Origin of the sequence: Streptomyces sp. NPDC127595 (genome assembly GCF_042671685.1) — a bacterium.
Taxonomy (GTDB): Bacteria; Actinomycetota; Actinomycetes; order Streptomycetales; family Streptomycetaceae; genus Streptomyces.
In genome coordinates, this window is the sequence record NZ_JBHXWK010000010.1 from 1 (window position 1) to 13,431 (window position 13,431).

14 protein-coding genes are annotated in these 13,431 nt (G+C 69.7%); 10 read left to right on the forward strand and 4 right to left on the reverse strand.

The window, feature by feature from the left end; all coding sequences use genetic code 11:
* Positions 1-229 precede the first annotated feature (229 nt).
* Genes deoC through ACFVKT_RS28515 form a run of 3 tightly spaced genes read left to right on the forward strand, consistent with a single transcriptional unit; the run spans position 230 to position 3,646 of the window.
* The gene (deoC, locus tag ACFVKT_RS28505) at positions 230-1,192 is read left to right on the forward strand and encodes a deoxyribose-phosphate aldolase (protein WP_385736634.1); all 963 of its coding nucleotides are present in this window, start codon (positions 230-232) and stop codon (positions 1,190-1,192) included.
* Between the two features lie 5 nt (positions 1,193-1,197).
* Entirely contained in the window at positions 1,198-2,670 is a 1,473-nt protein-coding gene (locus ACFVKT_RS28510; protein WP_385736636.1) for an aldehyde dehydrogenase family protein, read from the forward strand.
* A complete protein-coding gene (locus ACFVKT_RS28515; RefSeq protein WP_385736639.1) occupies positions 2,663-3,646 on the forward strand; it encodes an aldehyde dehydrogenase family protein in 984 nt (327 codons plus the stop codon). The genes ACFVKT_RS28510 and ACFVKT_RS28515 overlap by 8 nt, the downstream gene beginning before the upstream one ends.
* Before the next feature lie 142 nt (positions 3,647-3,788).
* On the opposite strand, the gene ACFVKT_RS28520 is transcribed toward ACFVKT_RS28515, so the two are convergent.
* Positions 3,789-4,196, reverse strand: coding sequence for a hypothetical protein (locus ACFVKT_RS28520; RefSeq protein WP_385736641.1), 408 nt, complete (start codon positions 4,194-4,196; stop codon positions 3,789-3,791).
* A 352-nt stretch (positions 4,197-4,548) separates the two neighbouring features.
* On the opposite strand from ACFVKT_RS28520, the gene ACFVKT_RS28525 reads away from it, so the two are divergent.
* Entirely contained in the window at positions 4,549-5,187 is a 639-nt protein-coding gene (locus tag ACFVKT_RS28525) for a uridine kinase (protein WP_385736644.1), read from the forward strand.
* 194 nt (positions 5,188-5,381) lie between these two features.
* Here ACFVKT_RS28525 and ACFVKT_RS28530 read toward each other — a convergent pair whose 3' ends face one another.
* On the reverse strand, positions 5,382-6,125 hold the full coding sequence (locus ACFVKT_RS28530; RefSeq protein ID WP_385736647.1) for a SigE family RNA polymerase sigma factor: 744 nt from the start codon (positions 6,123-6,125) through the stop codon (positions 5,382-5,384).
* Between the two features lie 304 nt (positions 6,126-6,429).
* Between ACFVKT_RS28530 and afsQ1 the strand changes: the two genes are divergently transcribed.
* From afsQ1 to ACFVKT_RS28555, 5 genes are all read left to right on the forward strand, one after another.
* Positions 6,430-7,107, forward strand: a complete 678-nt coding sequence (gene afsQ1, locus ACFVKT_RS28535) for a two-component system response regulator AfsQ1 (protein WP_037625670.1) — start codon at positions 6,430-6,432, stop codon at positions 7,105-7,107.
* The gene (locus tag ACFVKT_RS28540; RefSeq protein WP_385736650.1) at positions 7,104-8,681 is read left to right on the forward strand and encodes an ATP-binding protein; all 1,578 of its coding nucleotides are present in this window, start codon (positions 7,104-7,106) and stop codon (positions 8,679-8,681) included. The genes afsQ1 and ACFVKT_RS28540 overlap by 4 nt, the downstream gene beginning before the upstream one ends.
* Complete coding sequence (locus ACFVKT_RS28545; protein ID WP_385736653.1) at positions 8,678-9,460, forward strand: hypothetical protein; 783 nt, start codon at positions 8,678-8,680, stop codon at positions 9,458-9,460. The genes ACFVKT_RS28540 and ACFVKT_RS28545 overlap by 4 nt, the downstream gene beginning before the upstream one ends.
* A gap of 351 nt (positions 9,461-9,811) precedes the next feature.
* On the forward strand, positions 9,812-10,363 hold the full coding sequence (locus ACFVKT_RS28550) for a VanZ family protein (protein ID WP_385737319.1): 552 nt from the start codon (positions 9,812-9,814) through the stop codon (positions 10,361-10,363).
* Positions 10,364-10,489: 126 nt separating this feature from the next.
* Positions 10,490-10,693, forward strand: a complete 204-nt coding sequence (locus ACFVKT_RS28555) for a PspC domain-containing protein (RefSeq protein ID WP_385736655.1) — start codon at positions 10,490-10,492, stop codon at positions 10,691-10,693.
* Positions 10,694-10,775: 82 nt separating this feature from the next.
* Here ACFVKT_RS28555 and ACFVKT_RS28560 read toward each other — a convergent pair whose 3' ends face one another.
* Both ACFVKT_RS28560 and ACFVKT_RS28565 read right to left on the reverse strand, forming a co-directional pair.
* A complete protein-coding gene (locus tag ACFVKT_RS28560) occupies positions 10,776-11,132 on the reverse strand; it encodes an ATP-binding protein (protein WP_385736658.1) in 357 nt (118 codons plus the stop codon).
* A 142-nt stretch (positions 11,133-11,274) separates the two neighbouring features.
* Positions 11,275-12,429: an adenosine deaminase gene (locus ACFVKT_RS28565; RefSeq protein ID WP_385736661.1), complete on the reverse strand. Its 1,155-nt coding sequence runs from the start codon at positions 12,427-12,429 to the stop codon at positions 11,275-11,277.
* A 113-nt stretch (positions 12,430-12,542) separates the two neighbouring features.
* Between ACFVKT_RS28565 and ACFVKT_RS28570 the strand changes: the two genes are divergently transcribed.
* Entirely contained in the window at positions 12,543-13,304 is a 762-nt protein-coding gene (locus tag ACFVKT_RS28570; RefSeq protein WP_385736663.1) for an alpha/beta hydrolase, read from the forward strand.
* Positions 13,305-13,431: the final 127 nt, after the last annotated feature.

Below are 13,431 nucleotides of genomic sequence, written 5' to 3' on the forward strand. Positions count from 1 at the left end.
TGGCGGTCACAACATTTGCCGCTCGCTCAGGCCCGCGAACCGTCACCCCACCCCCACTGCCCGACGTCGGATCCGGCGGCGACGGGCGGATGTACCGGCCCCCGGCCCCGACCCACCCACCGGGCGCACCCGGCCCCCGCGCCCGCCACCCGCCACCCGCCACCCGCCACCAGACGAACCCTCGGGGCTGTACAGCCGCTACGCGCGTAGATATGCTCGGCTAGTGACCATGCCCACCACTGCACCCGCTGCTGCACACGCACTCGGCGACGTAACCGCGTCCGACAGCACGCTGCGCCGCTTCCTCCACGGGCTCCCCGGCGTAGACGCGGTCGGCCTGGAGGCGCGCGCCGCCTCGCTCGGCACCCGTTCGATCAAGACCACGGCCAAGGCGTACGCCATCGACCTCGCCATCTCGATGGTCGACCTGACGACGCTGGAAGGAGCGGACACCCCGGGCAAGGTCCGGGCGCTCGGCGCCAAGGCGGTCCGCCCGGACCCGACCGACCGTACGACCCCCGCCACGGCCGCCGTCTGCGTCTATCCGGACATGGTGGCCACCGCCAAGGACGCCGTCGCCGGCTCCGGCGTGAAGGTCGCCTCCGTCGCCACCGCCTTCCCCGCAGGCCGCGCCGCCCTCGACGTCAAGCTGGCCGACGTACGGGACGCCATCGCCGCGGGCGCCGACGAGATCGACATGGTCATCGACCGCGGGGCGTTCCTCGCGGGCAGGTATCTGAAGGTGTACGACGAGATCACCGCCGTGAAGGAGACCTGCGGGACCAGCGCCCGCCTCAAGGTCATCTTCGAGACCGGCGAGCTGTCGACGTACGACAACATCCGCCGCGCGAGCTGGCTCGGCATGCTCGCCGGCGCGGACTTCATCAAGACGTCCACGGGCAAGGTCGCGGTCAACGCCACGCCCGCGAACACGCTGCTCATGCTGGAAGCCGTACGCGACTTCCGCGCCCAGACCGGCGTGCAGATCGGCGTGAAGCCGGCCGGCGGCATCCGTACGACCAAGGACGCGATCAAGTTCCTCGTCCTGGTCAACGAGACCGCGGGCGAGGACTGGCTGGACAACCACTGGTTCCGCTTCGGCGCGTCCTCGCTCCTGAACGACCTGCTGATGCAGCGTCAGAAGCTGGCCACCGGCCGCTACTCCGGCCCCGACTACGTGACGGTGGACTGATCACCATGGCATCCGCACAAGCACCCGCAACCTCATCCTCACCCTCACCCGTATTCGAGTACGCACCGGCGCCCGAGTCCCGCTCCGTCGTGGACATCGCCCCGTCCTACGGCCTGTTCATCGACGGCGAGTTCACCGAAGCCGCCGACGGCAGGGTCTTCAAGACGGTCAGCCCGTCCACTGAAGAGGTCCTCGCCGAGATCGCCCAGGCGGGCGAGGCGGACGTCGACCGCGCCGTCCAGGCGGCCCGCAAGGCGTTCGAGAAGTGGTCGGCACTGCCCGGCTCCGAGCGCGCCAAGTACCTGTTCCGCATCGCCCGGATCATCCAGGAGCGCTCCCGCGAGCTGGCCGTCCTCGAGACCCTCGACAACGGCAAGCCGATCAAGGAGACAAGGGACGCCGACCTCCCCCTCGTAGCCGCGCACTTCTTCTACTACGCGGGCTGGGCGGACAAGCTCGACCACGCGGGCTTCGGTGCGAACCCCCGCCCCCTTGGCGTCGCGGGCCAGGTCATCCCCTGGAACTTCCCCCTCCTGATGCTGGCATGGAAGATCGCCCCGGCGCTGGCGACGGGCAACACCGTGGTCCTCAAGCCCGCCGAGACGACCCCCCTGTCCGCCCTGTTCTTCGCGGACATCTGCCGCCAGGCGGGCCTGCCCAGGGGTGTCGTCAACATCCTTCCCGGGTACGGCGACACGGGCGCCGCACTCGTCGCGCACCCCGACGTGAACAAGGTGGCGTTCACGGGCTCCACCGCCGTCGGCAAGGCGATCGCCCGCCAGGTGGCCGGCACGAGCAAGAAGGTCACCCTCGAACTCGGCGGCAAGGGCGCGAACATCGTCTTCGACGACGCCCCCATCGACCAGGCCGTCGAGGGCATCGTCACCGGCATCTTCTTCAACCAGGGCCAGGTCTGCTGCGCGGGCAGCCGTCTCCTCGTACAGGAGTCGGTCGAGGACGAGTTGCTGGACTCCCTCAAGCGCCGCCTCTCGACGCTCCGCCTCGGCGACCCCCTCGACAAGAACACGGACATCGGTGCGATCAACTCCGCCGAGCAGCTGTCCCGCATCACCACGCTCGTCGAACAGGGCGAGGCGGAGGGCGCCGAGCGCTGGTCCGCGCCCTGCGAACTCCCCTCCTCCGGCTACTGGTTCGCCCCGACGCTCTTCACGAACGTCACCCAGGCGCACACCATCGCCCGCGACGAGATCTTCGGCCCGGTCCTGTCCGTCCTCAGCTTCCGCACCCCGGACGAGGCGGTGGCCAAGGCCAACAACTCGCAGTACGGCCTCTCCGCCGGCATCTGGACGGAGAAGGGCTCCCGGATCCTCGCGGTCGCGGGCAAGCTCCGCGCGGGCGTCATCTGGTCCAACACGTTCAACAAGTTCGACCCCACCTCGCCGTTCGGCGGCTACAAGGAGTCGGGCTTCGGCCGCGAGGGCGGTCGCCACGGCCTGGAGGCGTACCTCGATGTCTGACAAGCCCGAGAAGACCACGAAGCCCGAGAAGCACGAGAAAGCCGGGAAGTCCGAGACCTCGGAACAGAAATCCGGGAAGCCCGAGACCTCGGAACAGACCCGTCTGAGCGTCTTCAAGACCTACAAGCTGTACGTCGGGGGCAAGTTCCCCCGCAGCGAGAGCGGCCGGGTGTACGAGGTGACCGACTCCAAGGGCAGTTGGCTGGCCAACGCCCCACTCTCCTCCCGCAAGGACGCGAGGGACGCGGTGGTCGCCGCCCGCAAGGCGTTCGGCGGCTGGTCCGGGGCCACGGCGTACAACCGCGGCCAGATCCTCTACCGCGTCGCGGAGATGCTGGAGGGCCGCAAGGACCAGTTCGTACGCGAGGTCGCGGACGCGGAAGGGCTGTCGAAGTCCAAGGCCGCGACCGTCGTGGACGCGGCCATCGACCGCTGGGTCTGGTACGCGGGCTGGACCGACAAGATCGCCCAGGTGGTCGGCGGCGCCAACCCGGTCGCGGGCCCGTACTTCAACCTCTCCACCCCGGAGCCGACGGGCGTGGTCACCGTCCTGGCGCCCCAAAAGTCCTCGTTCCTGGGCCTGGTCTCGGTGATCGCCCCGGTGATCGCGACCGGCAACACGGTGATCGTGATCGCGAGCGAGAAGTCCCCGCTCCCGGCGCTGTCCCTGGGTGAGGTCCTGGCCACCTCCGACCTGCCCGGCGGAGTCGTCAACGTCCTCTCGGGCAGGACCGCCGAGCTCGCAACACCCCTGGCCGCGCACCAGGACGTCAACGCGATCGATCTCGCCGGCGCCGACGACGTACTGGCGAAGGAGCTGGAGATCGCGGCCGCGGACAACCTGAAGCGAGTTCTCCGTCCACAGGCTGTGGATTACTCCGAGACACCCGGCATCGAGCGCCTCACCGCCTTCCTGGAAACCAAGACGGTCTGGCACCCGACGGGCGCACTGGGCGCCTCCGGATCGTCGTACTAGAAGCGAGGGCGTACGAGAATCTCGGCGCCCTCCGCCGACTCGGGACCCCGATCCGTGTCCCCGGGGTCCCGCTCACGAGAGAGCCGCGCCTCCCCTCCGTCCAGGGGAAGCGCGGCTCTCTTGCGTGCCCGACGCCGCACGCTCAGCGCAACAGCCCTGCCACCTGCCCGATCACCGGGATGCTGCCCACCGACGGCGCCTGCGCCAGCGGCCCCGTCAGAGCCTGCGACGACAGCGGCTTGAAGTCGGCCAGCTGTGTGGCTACCCCGTTGTCGAGAGGGTCGACCCCGGTGCCGGCGAGGGGGTTGGGCTTGAGCCCCGCGACCGGCCCTGTGACGTACCCGACCGTGCCGGTCAGGGCGCCCAGACCCGCCTGCGGGTCGATCCTGCCGAGCGAGGTGGGCCGGGTGCGCACGACGTCCACGACGGGGTCCGTGTTCGCGACGGCCGGGGCGGCGCCGGCCGCACCGGCAGCGACCACGCCGACCGCGGTCGCGATACGCGCGGTCGTGCGGGCCAGATTGGTCTGCTGGGCTGCGTGTCGCACCATCAGGTTTCCTCTTCGGGAGCGGAGAGCAACTGTACTCGCACGCAGAGTAGTTGACCCGACCGCTCCCACGGGCGGTTGGAGCAAAGGATTCGCCTGTGCGGCCCAACAGGCATATCAGCGCCAATCCACCACGCACGTCCGGCAATTTGCCACCGGCAACCTGCCCCCCGCGTCCGCCTGTCCCCCACGTCCGTCTATCCGTCTGCCCGTCTGCCCGTTCGCTCGTTCGCTCGTTCGCTCGTGACAGAAGCCTCGTCGCACCGGCCGGAGCGGGGATCCCTGGGCAGGGATAATGTCCAGGACGTTGCCCGCAGGCAGCGAGGCCAGGTCGAGTCACAGAAGGTACGGAGAATTGGGTTCCCATCCCCCGATACCCACCCGCGTGGTGCTGCTCAGCGGCCCCTCCGGCTCTGGAAAGTCCCTTCTCGCGGCCGCCTCCGGCCTCCCTGTGCTCCGCCTCGACGACTTCTACAAGGAGGGCACGGATCCGACGCTGCCCCAGGTCGAGGGCAGCGCGGACATCGACTGGGACCACCCGCAGTCGTGGGACGCGAGCGCCGCGGTCACCGCGATCGAGGAGCTGTGCCGCACGGGTCGTACGACCATCCCCGTGTACGACATCTCGCTGAGCGCCCGTACCGGCACGGAGACCCTGCACATCGAGCGGACTCCGCTGTTCATCGCGGAGGGCGTCTTCGCCGCCGAGATCGTCGGGCGCTGCCAGGAGCTGGGTGTGCTGGCCGACGCGCTGTGTCTGTCCCGCGGCCCGGTGACGACGTTCCGGCGCCGCTTCCTGCGGGATCTGCGGGAGGGCCGCAAGTCGGTCCCCTTCCTGCTGCGCCGCGGCTGGCGCCTGATGCGCGCCGAGCGCTCGATCGTGGCCCGCCAGACCGCCCTGGGCGCGCACCCCTGCGACAAGGGCGAGGCCCTGGGCCGGCTGACCGCGGCGGCCGCCGGCCGTTGCACGAGCCCGCGCCCGGCGACGGCGTAGGCCGCACAGAAGCAGAGGACACACGAAAAGAGGCCCAGGCGGACCCCCCAGTCCGCCTGGACCTTTCTCGTTTCCCCCGTGCTACCACGTGGTCCCCCGACCTCGTGGTTCCCCGCCCCCATTTGGTTCCCCCCGGAACCGCTCCCCCGTACTACCCCCTCTTACCTTCCTTTTCCTTGCTTCCCCCCAGACCTTCAGGCGACAAGCTCCCCGAAGGACTCCTCCTCGTCACGTCCGAAGCTGAGGACCTCGTCCTCACGCATCCGGCGGAGCGACCGCCAGATGCTCGACTTCACCGTGCCGACACTGATGTCGAGGATCTCCGCGATCTCCGGGTCCGTACGGCCCTCGTAGTAACGAAGGACCAGCATGGTGCGCTGGAGTTCGGGCAGCCGGGCGAGCGCCTGCCACAGCACGGCGCGCAGCTCGGTGCCGCGCATCGCGTCCGTGTCACCGGCGGTCTCCGGCAGTTCCTCGGTCGGGTACTCGTTCAGCTTGCGGCGGCGCCACGCGCTGATGTGCAGATTGGTCATGGTGCGGCGGAGGTAGCCCCCGACCGCGGCCTTGTCACTGATCCGGTCCCATGCCCGGTACGTCGAGAACAGCGCGCTCTGCAGCAGGTCCTCGGCCTCGAAGCGGTCACCGGTCAGGTGATAGGCGGTTGCGTAGAGGGAGGCGCGGCGCTCCTGGACGTAGGCGGTGAACTCCGCCTCCGACACCGAGCGCCGCTCCCCCGTGACCTCCCCGTACGCGGCTCCCCCGTGAGCCTGTCCCCCCGCGTCAACCACCGTCATGTACGTCCCGGTGTGCTGACGCCCGGCGCCGCGAACGCACCCCCGCCCGCTCACGGCACCGGACTTCTCCGTGTTCCGGGTGACTGTGACGTCGTGCAGACGCGTGACAACTGCGCCAGTGCTGGTGCTGTGCAGCGTGTTCATCTCGCGCCCCCCGTCGTGGAGTCCCGGTTCTTCGGTTCGTTCGTCGTGCTGTCCTGCTGTCTTGCTGATGTGGAAAAGCTTGCCCGGGCCACTTCATGACGGTGTCCGCCGACTGTCACAGACCTGTCACAGGGGTCGCCCGCAGGCGCGTCACGGCGGGGGCACAGCACGATCACAGAGAAGAGCGGTAGCGCTACTCAGATGACCGATCTGCGGCCTGCTTGAGGACTCCCTGGGTGCGGGAGATGGATGGGAGCGCTCCAACGGTCGATACACGACCGTTCGATGGGCCAGAATGACGTCCGTGCCTTCCCTGCTGCTGATCGAAGACGACGACGCCATTCGCACGGCCCTGGAGCTGTCGCTGACGCGCCAGGGGCACCGTGTGGCCACCGCTGCCACCGGCGAGGACGGTCTGAAGCTGCTGCGTGAGCAACGGCCGGACCTGATCGTGCTGGACGTGATGCTCCCGGGCATCGACGGATTCGAGGTGTGCCGGCGTATCCGGCGTACCGACCAGCTCCCGATCATCCTGCTGACCGCGCGCAGCGACGACATCGACGTCGTGGTGGGCCTGGAGTCCGGCGCCGACGACTATGTCGTCAAACCCGTGCAGGGCCGGGTGCTCGACGCCCGGATCCGTGCCGTCCTGCGGCGCGGTGAGCGCGAGGCGAACGACTCGGCGTCCTTCGGCTCCCTCGTCATCGACCGTGCCGCCATGACGGTCACCAAGAACGGCGAGGATCTGCAGCTGACGCCCACCGAGCTGCGGCTGCTCCTGGAGCTGAGCCGCAGGCCCGGACAGGCGCTGTCCCGCCAGCAGTTGCTGCGCCTGGTGTGGGAGCACGACTACCTCGGCGACTCGCGTCTCGTCGACGCGTGCGTGCAACGCCTGCGCGCCAAGGTCGAGGACGTGCCCTCCTCCCCCACACTCATCCGTACCGTCCGGGGAGTCGGCTACCGGCTGGACAATCCTCAGTGACCAAACCGCAGGACAAGCTCCGCGGCTGGGCCGCGGCGCGCAAGGCGATCCTGTCCGGCCTGCGCTTCACCAGTCTGCGGCTGCGGCTGGTCGTGGTGTTCGGACTCGTCGCGCTCACGGCCGCCGTGTCGGCGTCGGGCATCGCGTACTGGCTCAACCGCGAGGCCGTGCTGACGCGTACGCAGGACGCGGTACTGCGCGACTTCCAGCAGGAGATGAACAACCGCGCGAGCACACTGCCGGTGAACCCCGCGCAGGCCGAACTCCAGCGCACGGCACGGCAGATGTCGGCCAGCAGCCAGCGCTTCAGCGTGCTCCTGGTCGCCGAGGCCACGGACGGCAAGCAGATCACCGGTAACTCCGATCTGGACACCTTCACCCTGGAGGACGTACCCAAGTCCCTCCAGAAGGCGGTGAACAAGGAGCAGCCGCTTTCCTCGAACAACAAGTCGGCCTACCACCTGTACTGGCAGCGCATCTCCGAGGACGGCGAGCCGTATCTCGTGGGCGGGGCGAAGGTGATCGGCGGCACCACGACCGGCTACATGCTCAAGTCCCTCGAACCCGAGGCGAAGGATCTCAACTCCCTTGCCTGGTCGCTGGGTATCGCGACCGGGCTGGCCCTGATCGGCTCGGCGCTGCTGGCCCAGGCCGCCGCGACGACGGTCCTCAAGCCGGTGCACCGCCTGGGCATCGCGGCCCGCCGCCTGGGCGAGGGCAAGCTCGACACCCGCCTGCGGGTCTCCGGCACGGACGAACTCGCCGATCTCTCCCGCACGTTCAACCACACGGCAGAGGCCCTGGAGAAACGCGTCGCCGACATGAGCGCCCGCGACGAGGCCTCCCGCCGTTTCGTGGCGGACATGTCCCACGAACTCCGTACGCCGCTCACCGCGATCACCGCCGTGACGGAGATCCTGGAAGAGGAACTCGACGCGGAGACCGGCAGCGTCGACCCGATGATCGAACCGGCCGTACGGCTCGTCGTCAGCGAGACCCGCCGGCTGAACGACCTCGTCGAGAACCTGATGGAGGTCACCCGCTTCGACGCGGGCACCGCCCGGCTGGTCCTGGACGACGTGGACATCGCCGACCAGATCACCGCGTGCATCGACGCGCGCGCCTGGCTGGACGCGGTGGATCTGGACGCCGAGCGGGGCGTCATGGTGCGCCTGGACCCGCGCCGCCTGGACGTGATCCTGGCGAACCTGATCGGCAACGCCCTCAAGCACGGCGGCTCGCCGGTACGGGTCTCGGTGCGCAAGGAGGCCGACGCCCTGCTGATCGAGGTCCAGGACCACGGTCCGGGCATCCCCGAGGACGTACTCCCGCACGTCTTCGACCGCTTCTACAAGGCGAGCGCGTCCCGCCCCCGCTCGGAGGGCAGCGGCCTCGGCCTGTCCATCGCCCTGGAGAACGCGCACATCCACGGCGGCGAGATCACCGCGGCGAACTCACCCAAGGGCGGCGCGGTCTTCACCCTCCGCCTCCCGCAGGACGCGCCGGTACTCCTCGCCGACGACCCACGCGACGAGGAAGAGCCCGGGACCGGCACGGAGGCGACCACCGGATGACAACCGCACGCCGCCGCTCCCTCCGCCCCTGGGCGATCCTCGGCCTCCCACCCGCACCGCTCAACGCAAGCAAGCGCCGGACGACGACCGTACGACGCCGGTCAGTCCGCCCCTGGGCAGTCCTCGGCCTCCCGACCACGCCGCTCAACGCAAGCAAGCGCCGGACGACGACCCCGCGAGGCCGCTCCCTCCGCCCCTGGGTGATCCTCGGCCTGCTGGCCGCGCTGCTCACGGGCTGCGGTATCCGTTCCACCCAGGTCCCCACGGACTTCGGCCCCGCGCCCTCACGGGCCCCGTGTGCCGTGTCGGGCGACATCTCCACGCAGACCTCCGGGGGCGTCCCGGTCCAGGTCTTCCTGCTCTGCTCCGCGCAACTCGTCGCGGTCGACCGGTCCGTCAGCATCCCTGCCGGTACGGCTGAGGGGGCGCGGCGCGTGCTGGTCGCCCAGGGGCTGCTCGACGAACTCGCCGAGACCCCGTCCACGGCCGAGCTGCAGGCCGGCTACGCCACGGACGTACGCGGCGGCATGACGGTGAGCGGTCCCCAGAACAAGGACCCCGAGGACACCCTCCGCCTGAGCACCCCACCGGACGAGATCACCCGCTTCGCCCTCGCCCAGATCGTCTGCACCTTCGCCAACTCCGCCGCAGCCCAGGACGACGGCACGGTCATCCTCGGCGGCCCGGACGCCACCCCCCTCAACCGCTACGAATGCACCACCGAGGTCCGCACCAGCCCGGGCACGGAGTCACCACCGTCGACAAGAGTCGGCGACTGAGGTCTTCAGCCCATCCGGCGCCGGAGTGCTTTCAGCCTGTCCGGCGCAAGAGATCTTTCACCCCATCCGGCGCCGGGGATCATTCAGCCCATCCGGCGCCGGAGGACGAGGCGATGCCGTCCCGATCCCCCACCCACCCACGGGGGCGGCGTTCTCAGCCCGTCCGGCGTTTGAGGACGAGGCCGTCCAGGCCGGCAGCGGGGGTCTGGGGGCGGCAGCCCCCAGAAACAAGGGACGGGTAGGGGCGGAGGGGGCGAATAAACCACCCCAGCCACACATGTGGCGTACGCCTCGCCCCAACCTCCCCACCAACCCGGAACCGATCGCGCCGAACCCCGCGTCTTGGCCAACGTGCAGCGTGAAGGCTCAGGCGGCGACAGTGCCGCGATCCGCATCCGTGTGGCAGGAGGTGTCCTCCTCCTCGCGCACCTCGCCCTCGTCGCCTGGATCACCCTGCGCCCCCTCGACGTCCCCTGGGTGAGCGCCGCGAACCTGCGGCCCTTCGCCGGTATCAGGGCGGATCTCGCACTGGGCCCCCGGGAAGCCGCCCGCCGCATCGGCGAGGGCCTGATCCTGCTGGCCCCGCTGGGCGTCCTGCTCCCGACGGCGGGCGGCAAGCTCACCGTCTCCCCGCTCGGCTCCCTCGTCCGTACGGTCGCCGCCGGCGCCCTGCTCTCGCTGGGCATCGAACTCCTTCAGACCGGCGTCCCCGGCCAGGTGGTGGACGTCGACTCCCTGCTCCTGAACACGGTCGGCGTCGCCCTCGCGCACCTCGCCATCGTGCCCGCCGGCCGGTCCGGACTACGCCGCCGGGCGGAGAGGCAGCGCCGCGCGGCACTCCGCCGGGAGGACATGGCTCAGGGGCGGACCCCGACGATTCCCAGGGTCGGGATCGCACCGTAGAGCGACGCTTCGCGCGCTTCGTCTCCGTAGCTTTGAAGGCACAGAGTCGCTGAAGTCACCGAGTGACGGAGACACAGCCAGGAGGGCGAAAAAGTCGCCCGACCCACGGTTCGCGAAGGAGCCCCGATGAGCGCCATTGTCCGCCCGACCAACGGCCGCATGATCGGCGGAGTGTGCGCAGCGCTGGCAAAGCGCTTCGGCACCTCCGCGACCACGATGCGCGTGATCTTCGTCCTGTCGTGCCTGCTTCCGGGCCCGCAGTTCCTGCTCTACATCGCGCTGTGGTTCCTGTTCCCCTCGGAGGACAAGGCCCGCGCCACCTCCTGGTAGGACAGCCGCCGCGCCACGAAAACGCCGGTGGGGCGCACCCAATCAGGGTGCGCCCCACCGGCGTTGCGTGTGCAAGGCAGCCTCAGCCGAGCGGCAGCCCGTTCACCGGCAGCCCGTGGGTGGGCAGGCCCTGCGCCACCGGGAGACCGCCGAGCAGCCCGGCCACCGGCGCGGTCGGACCGTCGGCGAGGACGCGCGCGGCGGCCGGCTGCGCGGCGGCCACACCCGCGCCGAGCGCGCTCTGCCCCTGGGCGATCGCCTCGCCAGCACCGGGGAGCGCCTTGGCCACGTTCTCCGCGGGCAGCGTCGAGGTGACGGTGTCCAGCGCCGAGGAGAGGTCCGGCACGGCGGGCGCGGCATTCGCGGCACCCGCGCCCGCGGCGGCGAAGGCGGCACCGAGAGCGGCGACACCGAGGGTCTTGGCAGCAGACTGCTTCATTTTGAATGCGTCCTTGGATCCGTGAAACGGGGATGTGAGCGGTCCAAGACCGTAAACACCTCCAGCAGCCTTCCGCAAACATCGAAAAGCGGCCGAGTCATGGAGAAAAAGTGAAGACGCGGCCGCTTCCCGCCCCGTCCAATCAGCCCTCACCCTCCACAGAACCGCTGGTGGAAGCGGTCTGCTGGAACAGCCAGGCGGACTTCAGCTCGGCATAACCGGGCTTGATCACGTCATTGATCATGGCCAGTCGTTCATCGAAAGGAATGAATGCTGACTTCATAGCATTGACGGAGAACCACTGCATGTCATCGAGCGAATAACCGAACGCCTCGACAAGTTGCTCGAATTCCCGACTCATGCTGGTACCGGACATGAGCCGATTATCGGTATTCACCGTGGCGCGGAAATGCAGCCGCCGCAGCAGCCCGATCGGATGGGCGGCGTACGAGTCGGCGGCACCGGTCTGGAGGTTGGAGCTGGGGCACAGCTCCAGGGGGATGCGCTTGTCGCGTACGTACGAGGCGAGCCGTCCGAGCTGCACGGAGCCGTCCTCGTGGACCTTGATGTCGTCGATGATCCGCACGCCGTGCCCGAGCCGGTCGGCGCCGCACCACTGCAGCGCCTGCCAGATCGAGGGGAGCCCGAAGGCCTCGCCGGCGTGGATGGTGAAGTGGTTGTTCTCGCGCTTGAGGTACTCGAAGGCGTCGAGGTGCCGGGTGGGCGGGAACCCGGCCTCGGCGCCGGCAATGTCGAAGCCGACGACACCCAGATCCCGGTACCGGTTGGCGAGTTCGGCGATCTCCAGGGCGCGGGCTGCGTGCCGCATCGCCGTGAGCAGGGCGCCGACGCGGATCCGGTGGCCGTTCTCGCGGGCCAGCCGCTCACCTTCCCGGAAGCCCTCGTTGACCGCCTCGACGACCTCTTCGAGGCTGAGCCCGCCCTCCAGGTGCTGCTCGGGCGCGTAACGCACCTCGGCGTACACGACGCCGTCCTCGGCGAGGTCCTCGGCGCACTCGGCCGCGACCCGGACGAGCGCTTCACGGGTCTGCATGACGGCGCAGGTGTGGGCGAAGGTCTCCAGATACCGCTCCAGGGAACCGGAGTCGGCGGCCTCGCGGAACCAGGTGCCGAGCTTGTCGGGATCGGTCTCGGGGAGGCCGGAATAGCCCGTGTCGCGGGCGAGTTCGACGATCGTCCCGGGGCGCAGGCCCCCGTCGAGATGATCGTGCAGCAGGACCTTGGGCGCCCGGCGGATCTGCTCCGAGCTCGGGGTGTTCCGGATCTGGCTCGTCATTACCGCACTCTAGCCCCTACGCGCGTAGATCTCCCGCCGGGCAGATCCGTCGATACGTAACGGTGACCCCGCGGACGGGTGGCGTACACCGCCGCTTCTGAGACTGTTCTGTCATGGCACACCAAGCGACGCCGGTTCGCAGAGCCCGGCTGGGCAGGGCGCTCGGCTCGGAACCGACGGCGGTCAGCGGGGTCGTCCTGCTGCTCCCGGGCGGCGAGGAGACCTCCGCCCGCAGACCGTCCTCGATGCTGGCGACCGCCTCCGTCCACACACTCGGGCGCCGCCTGACCCGCGCGGGACGCACGGAGGGCCTGGCCACGCATGTCGTGCACTACCGGGTCCGGGGCTGGAACGGCAGCGAGGCGGAATTGGCGGCCGACGCGTCCTGGGCCGCCGACGAGGTCGTACGCCGGTACGGAGACGTGCCGGTGTGCCTTGTAGGCGTCGACATGGGCGGCCGGGCGGCGCTTCGCGCGGGCGGTCACACCGCCGTCAACTCCGTGCTCGCGCTTGCCCCTTGGCTGCCCGAGGAGGATGTGGCGGCCCCACCCGAACCGGTGAAGCAGCTTGCCGGCCGGCGCGTACTGATCGTGCACGGCACGAACGACGAGCGCACCGACCCGGAGTTGTCCTTCCGTCTCGCGGCCCGCGCGAAGAAGGCCAACCGCGACATCTGCCGCTTCGAGGTCCACTCCGACGGGCACGCGCTCCAACAGCACCGGACCGAAGTCATGGCCCTGGCCGAGGACTTCGTCCTGGGCGCGCTGTTCGGCCGCTCCTTCTCCCGCCCGGTCGAGGACGCCTTCGCCGCACCACCGCCACTGGGACTGCGGATGCCGCTCGCGGCGGGCTTCGGGCAGTCGCTGCGGCGCTAACCGCCCGCGTAGCCGCGCAGGACAGCCGACACACGCGAACCTCGGCACCCCCATCACAAGACCCCCTTGCGTTTCTTTACTGAAAATGATTATCGTCTTTACATGCCCATGGAGGGCATGTACATGA

What these genes read in the sequence shown, in the direction of transcription:
- deoC (WP_385736634.1), top strand. Translation starts at nt 230, where the DNA reads ATGCCCACCACTGCACCCGCTGCTGCACACGCACTCGGCGACGTAACC.
- ACFVKT_RS28510 (WP_385736636.1), top strand. Translation starts at nt 1,198, where the DNA reads ATGGCATCCGCACAAGCACCCGCAACCTCATCCTCACCCTCACCCGTA.
- ACFVKT_RS28515 (WP_385736639.1), top strand. Translation starts at nt 2,663, where the DNA reads ATGTCTGACAAGCCCGAGAAGACCACGAAGCCCGAGAAGCACGAGAAA.
- ACFVKT_RS28520 (WP_385736641.1), bottom strand. Translation starts at nt 4,196, where the DNA reads ATGGTGCGACACGCAGCCCAGCAGACCAATCTGGCCCGCACGACCGCG.
- ACFVKT_RS28530 (WP_385736647.1), bottom strand. Translation starts at nt 6,125, where the DNA reads ATGAACACGCTGCACAGCACCAGCACTGGCGCAGTTGTCACGCGTCTG.
- ACFVKT_RS28545 (WP_385736653.1), top strand. Translation starts at nt 8,678, where the DNA reads ATGACAACCGCACGCCGCCGCTCCCTCCGCCCCTGGGCGATCCTCGGC.
- ACFVKT_RS28555 (WP_385736655.1), top strand. Translation starts at nt 10,490, where the DNA reads ATGAGCGCCATTGTCCGCCCGACCAACGGCCGCATGATCGGCGGAGTG.
- ACFVKT_RS28560 (WP_385736658.1), bottom strand. Translation starts at nt 11,132, where the DNA reads ATGAAGCAGTCTGCTGCCAAGACCCTCGGTGTCGCCGCTCTCGGTGCC.
- ACFVKT_RS28565 (WP_385736661.1), bottom strand. Translation starts at nt 12,429, where the DNA reads ATGACGAGCCAGATCCGGAACACCCCGAGCTCGGAGCAGATCCGCCGG.
- ACFVKT_RS28570 (WP_385736663.1), top strand. Translation starts at nt 12,543, where the DNA reads ATGGCACACCAAGCGACGCCGGTTCGCAGAGCCCGGCTGGGCAGGGCG.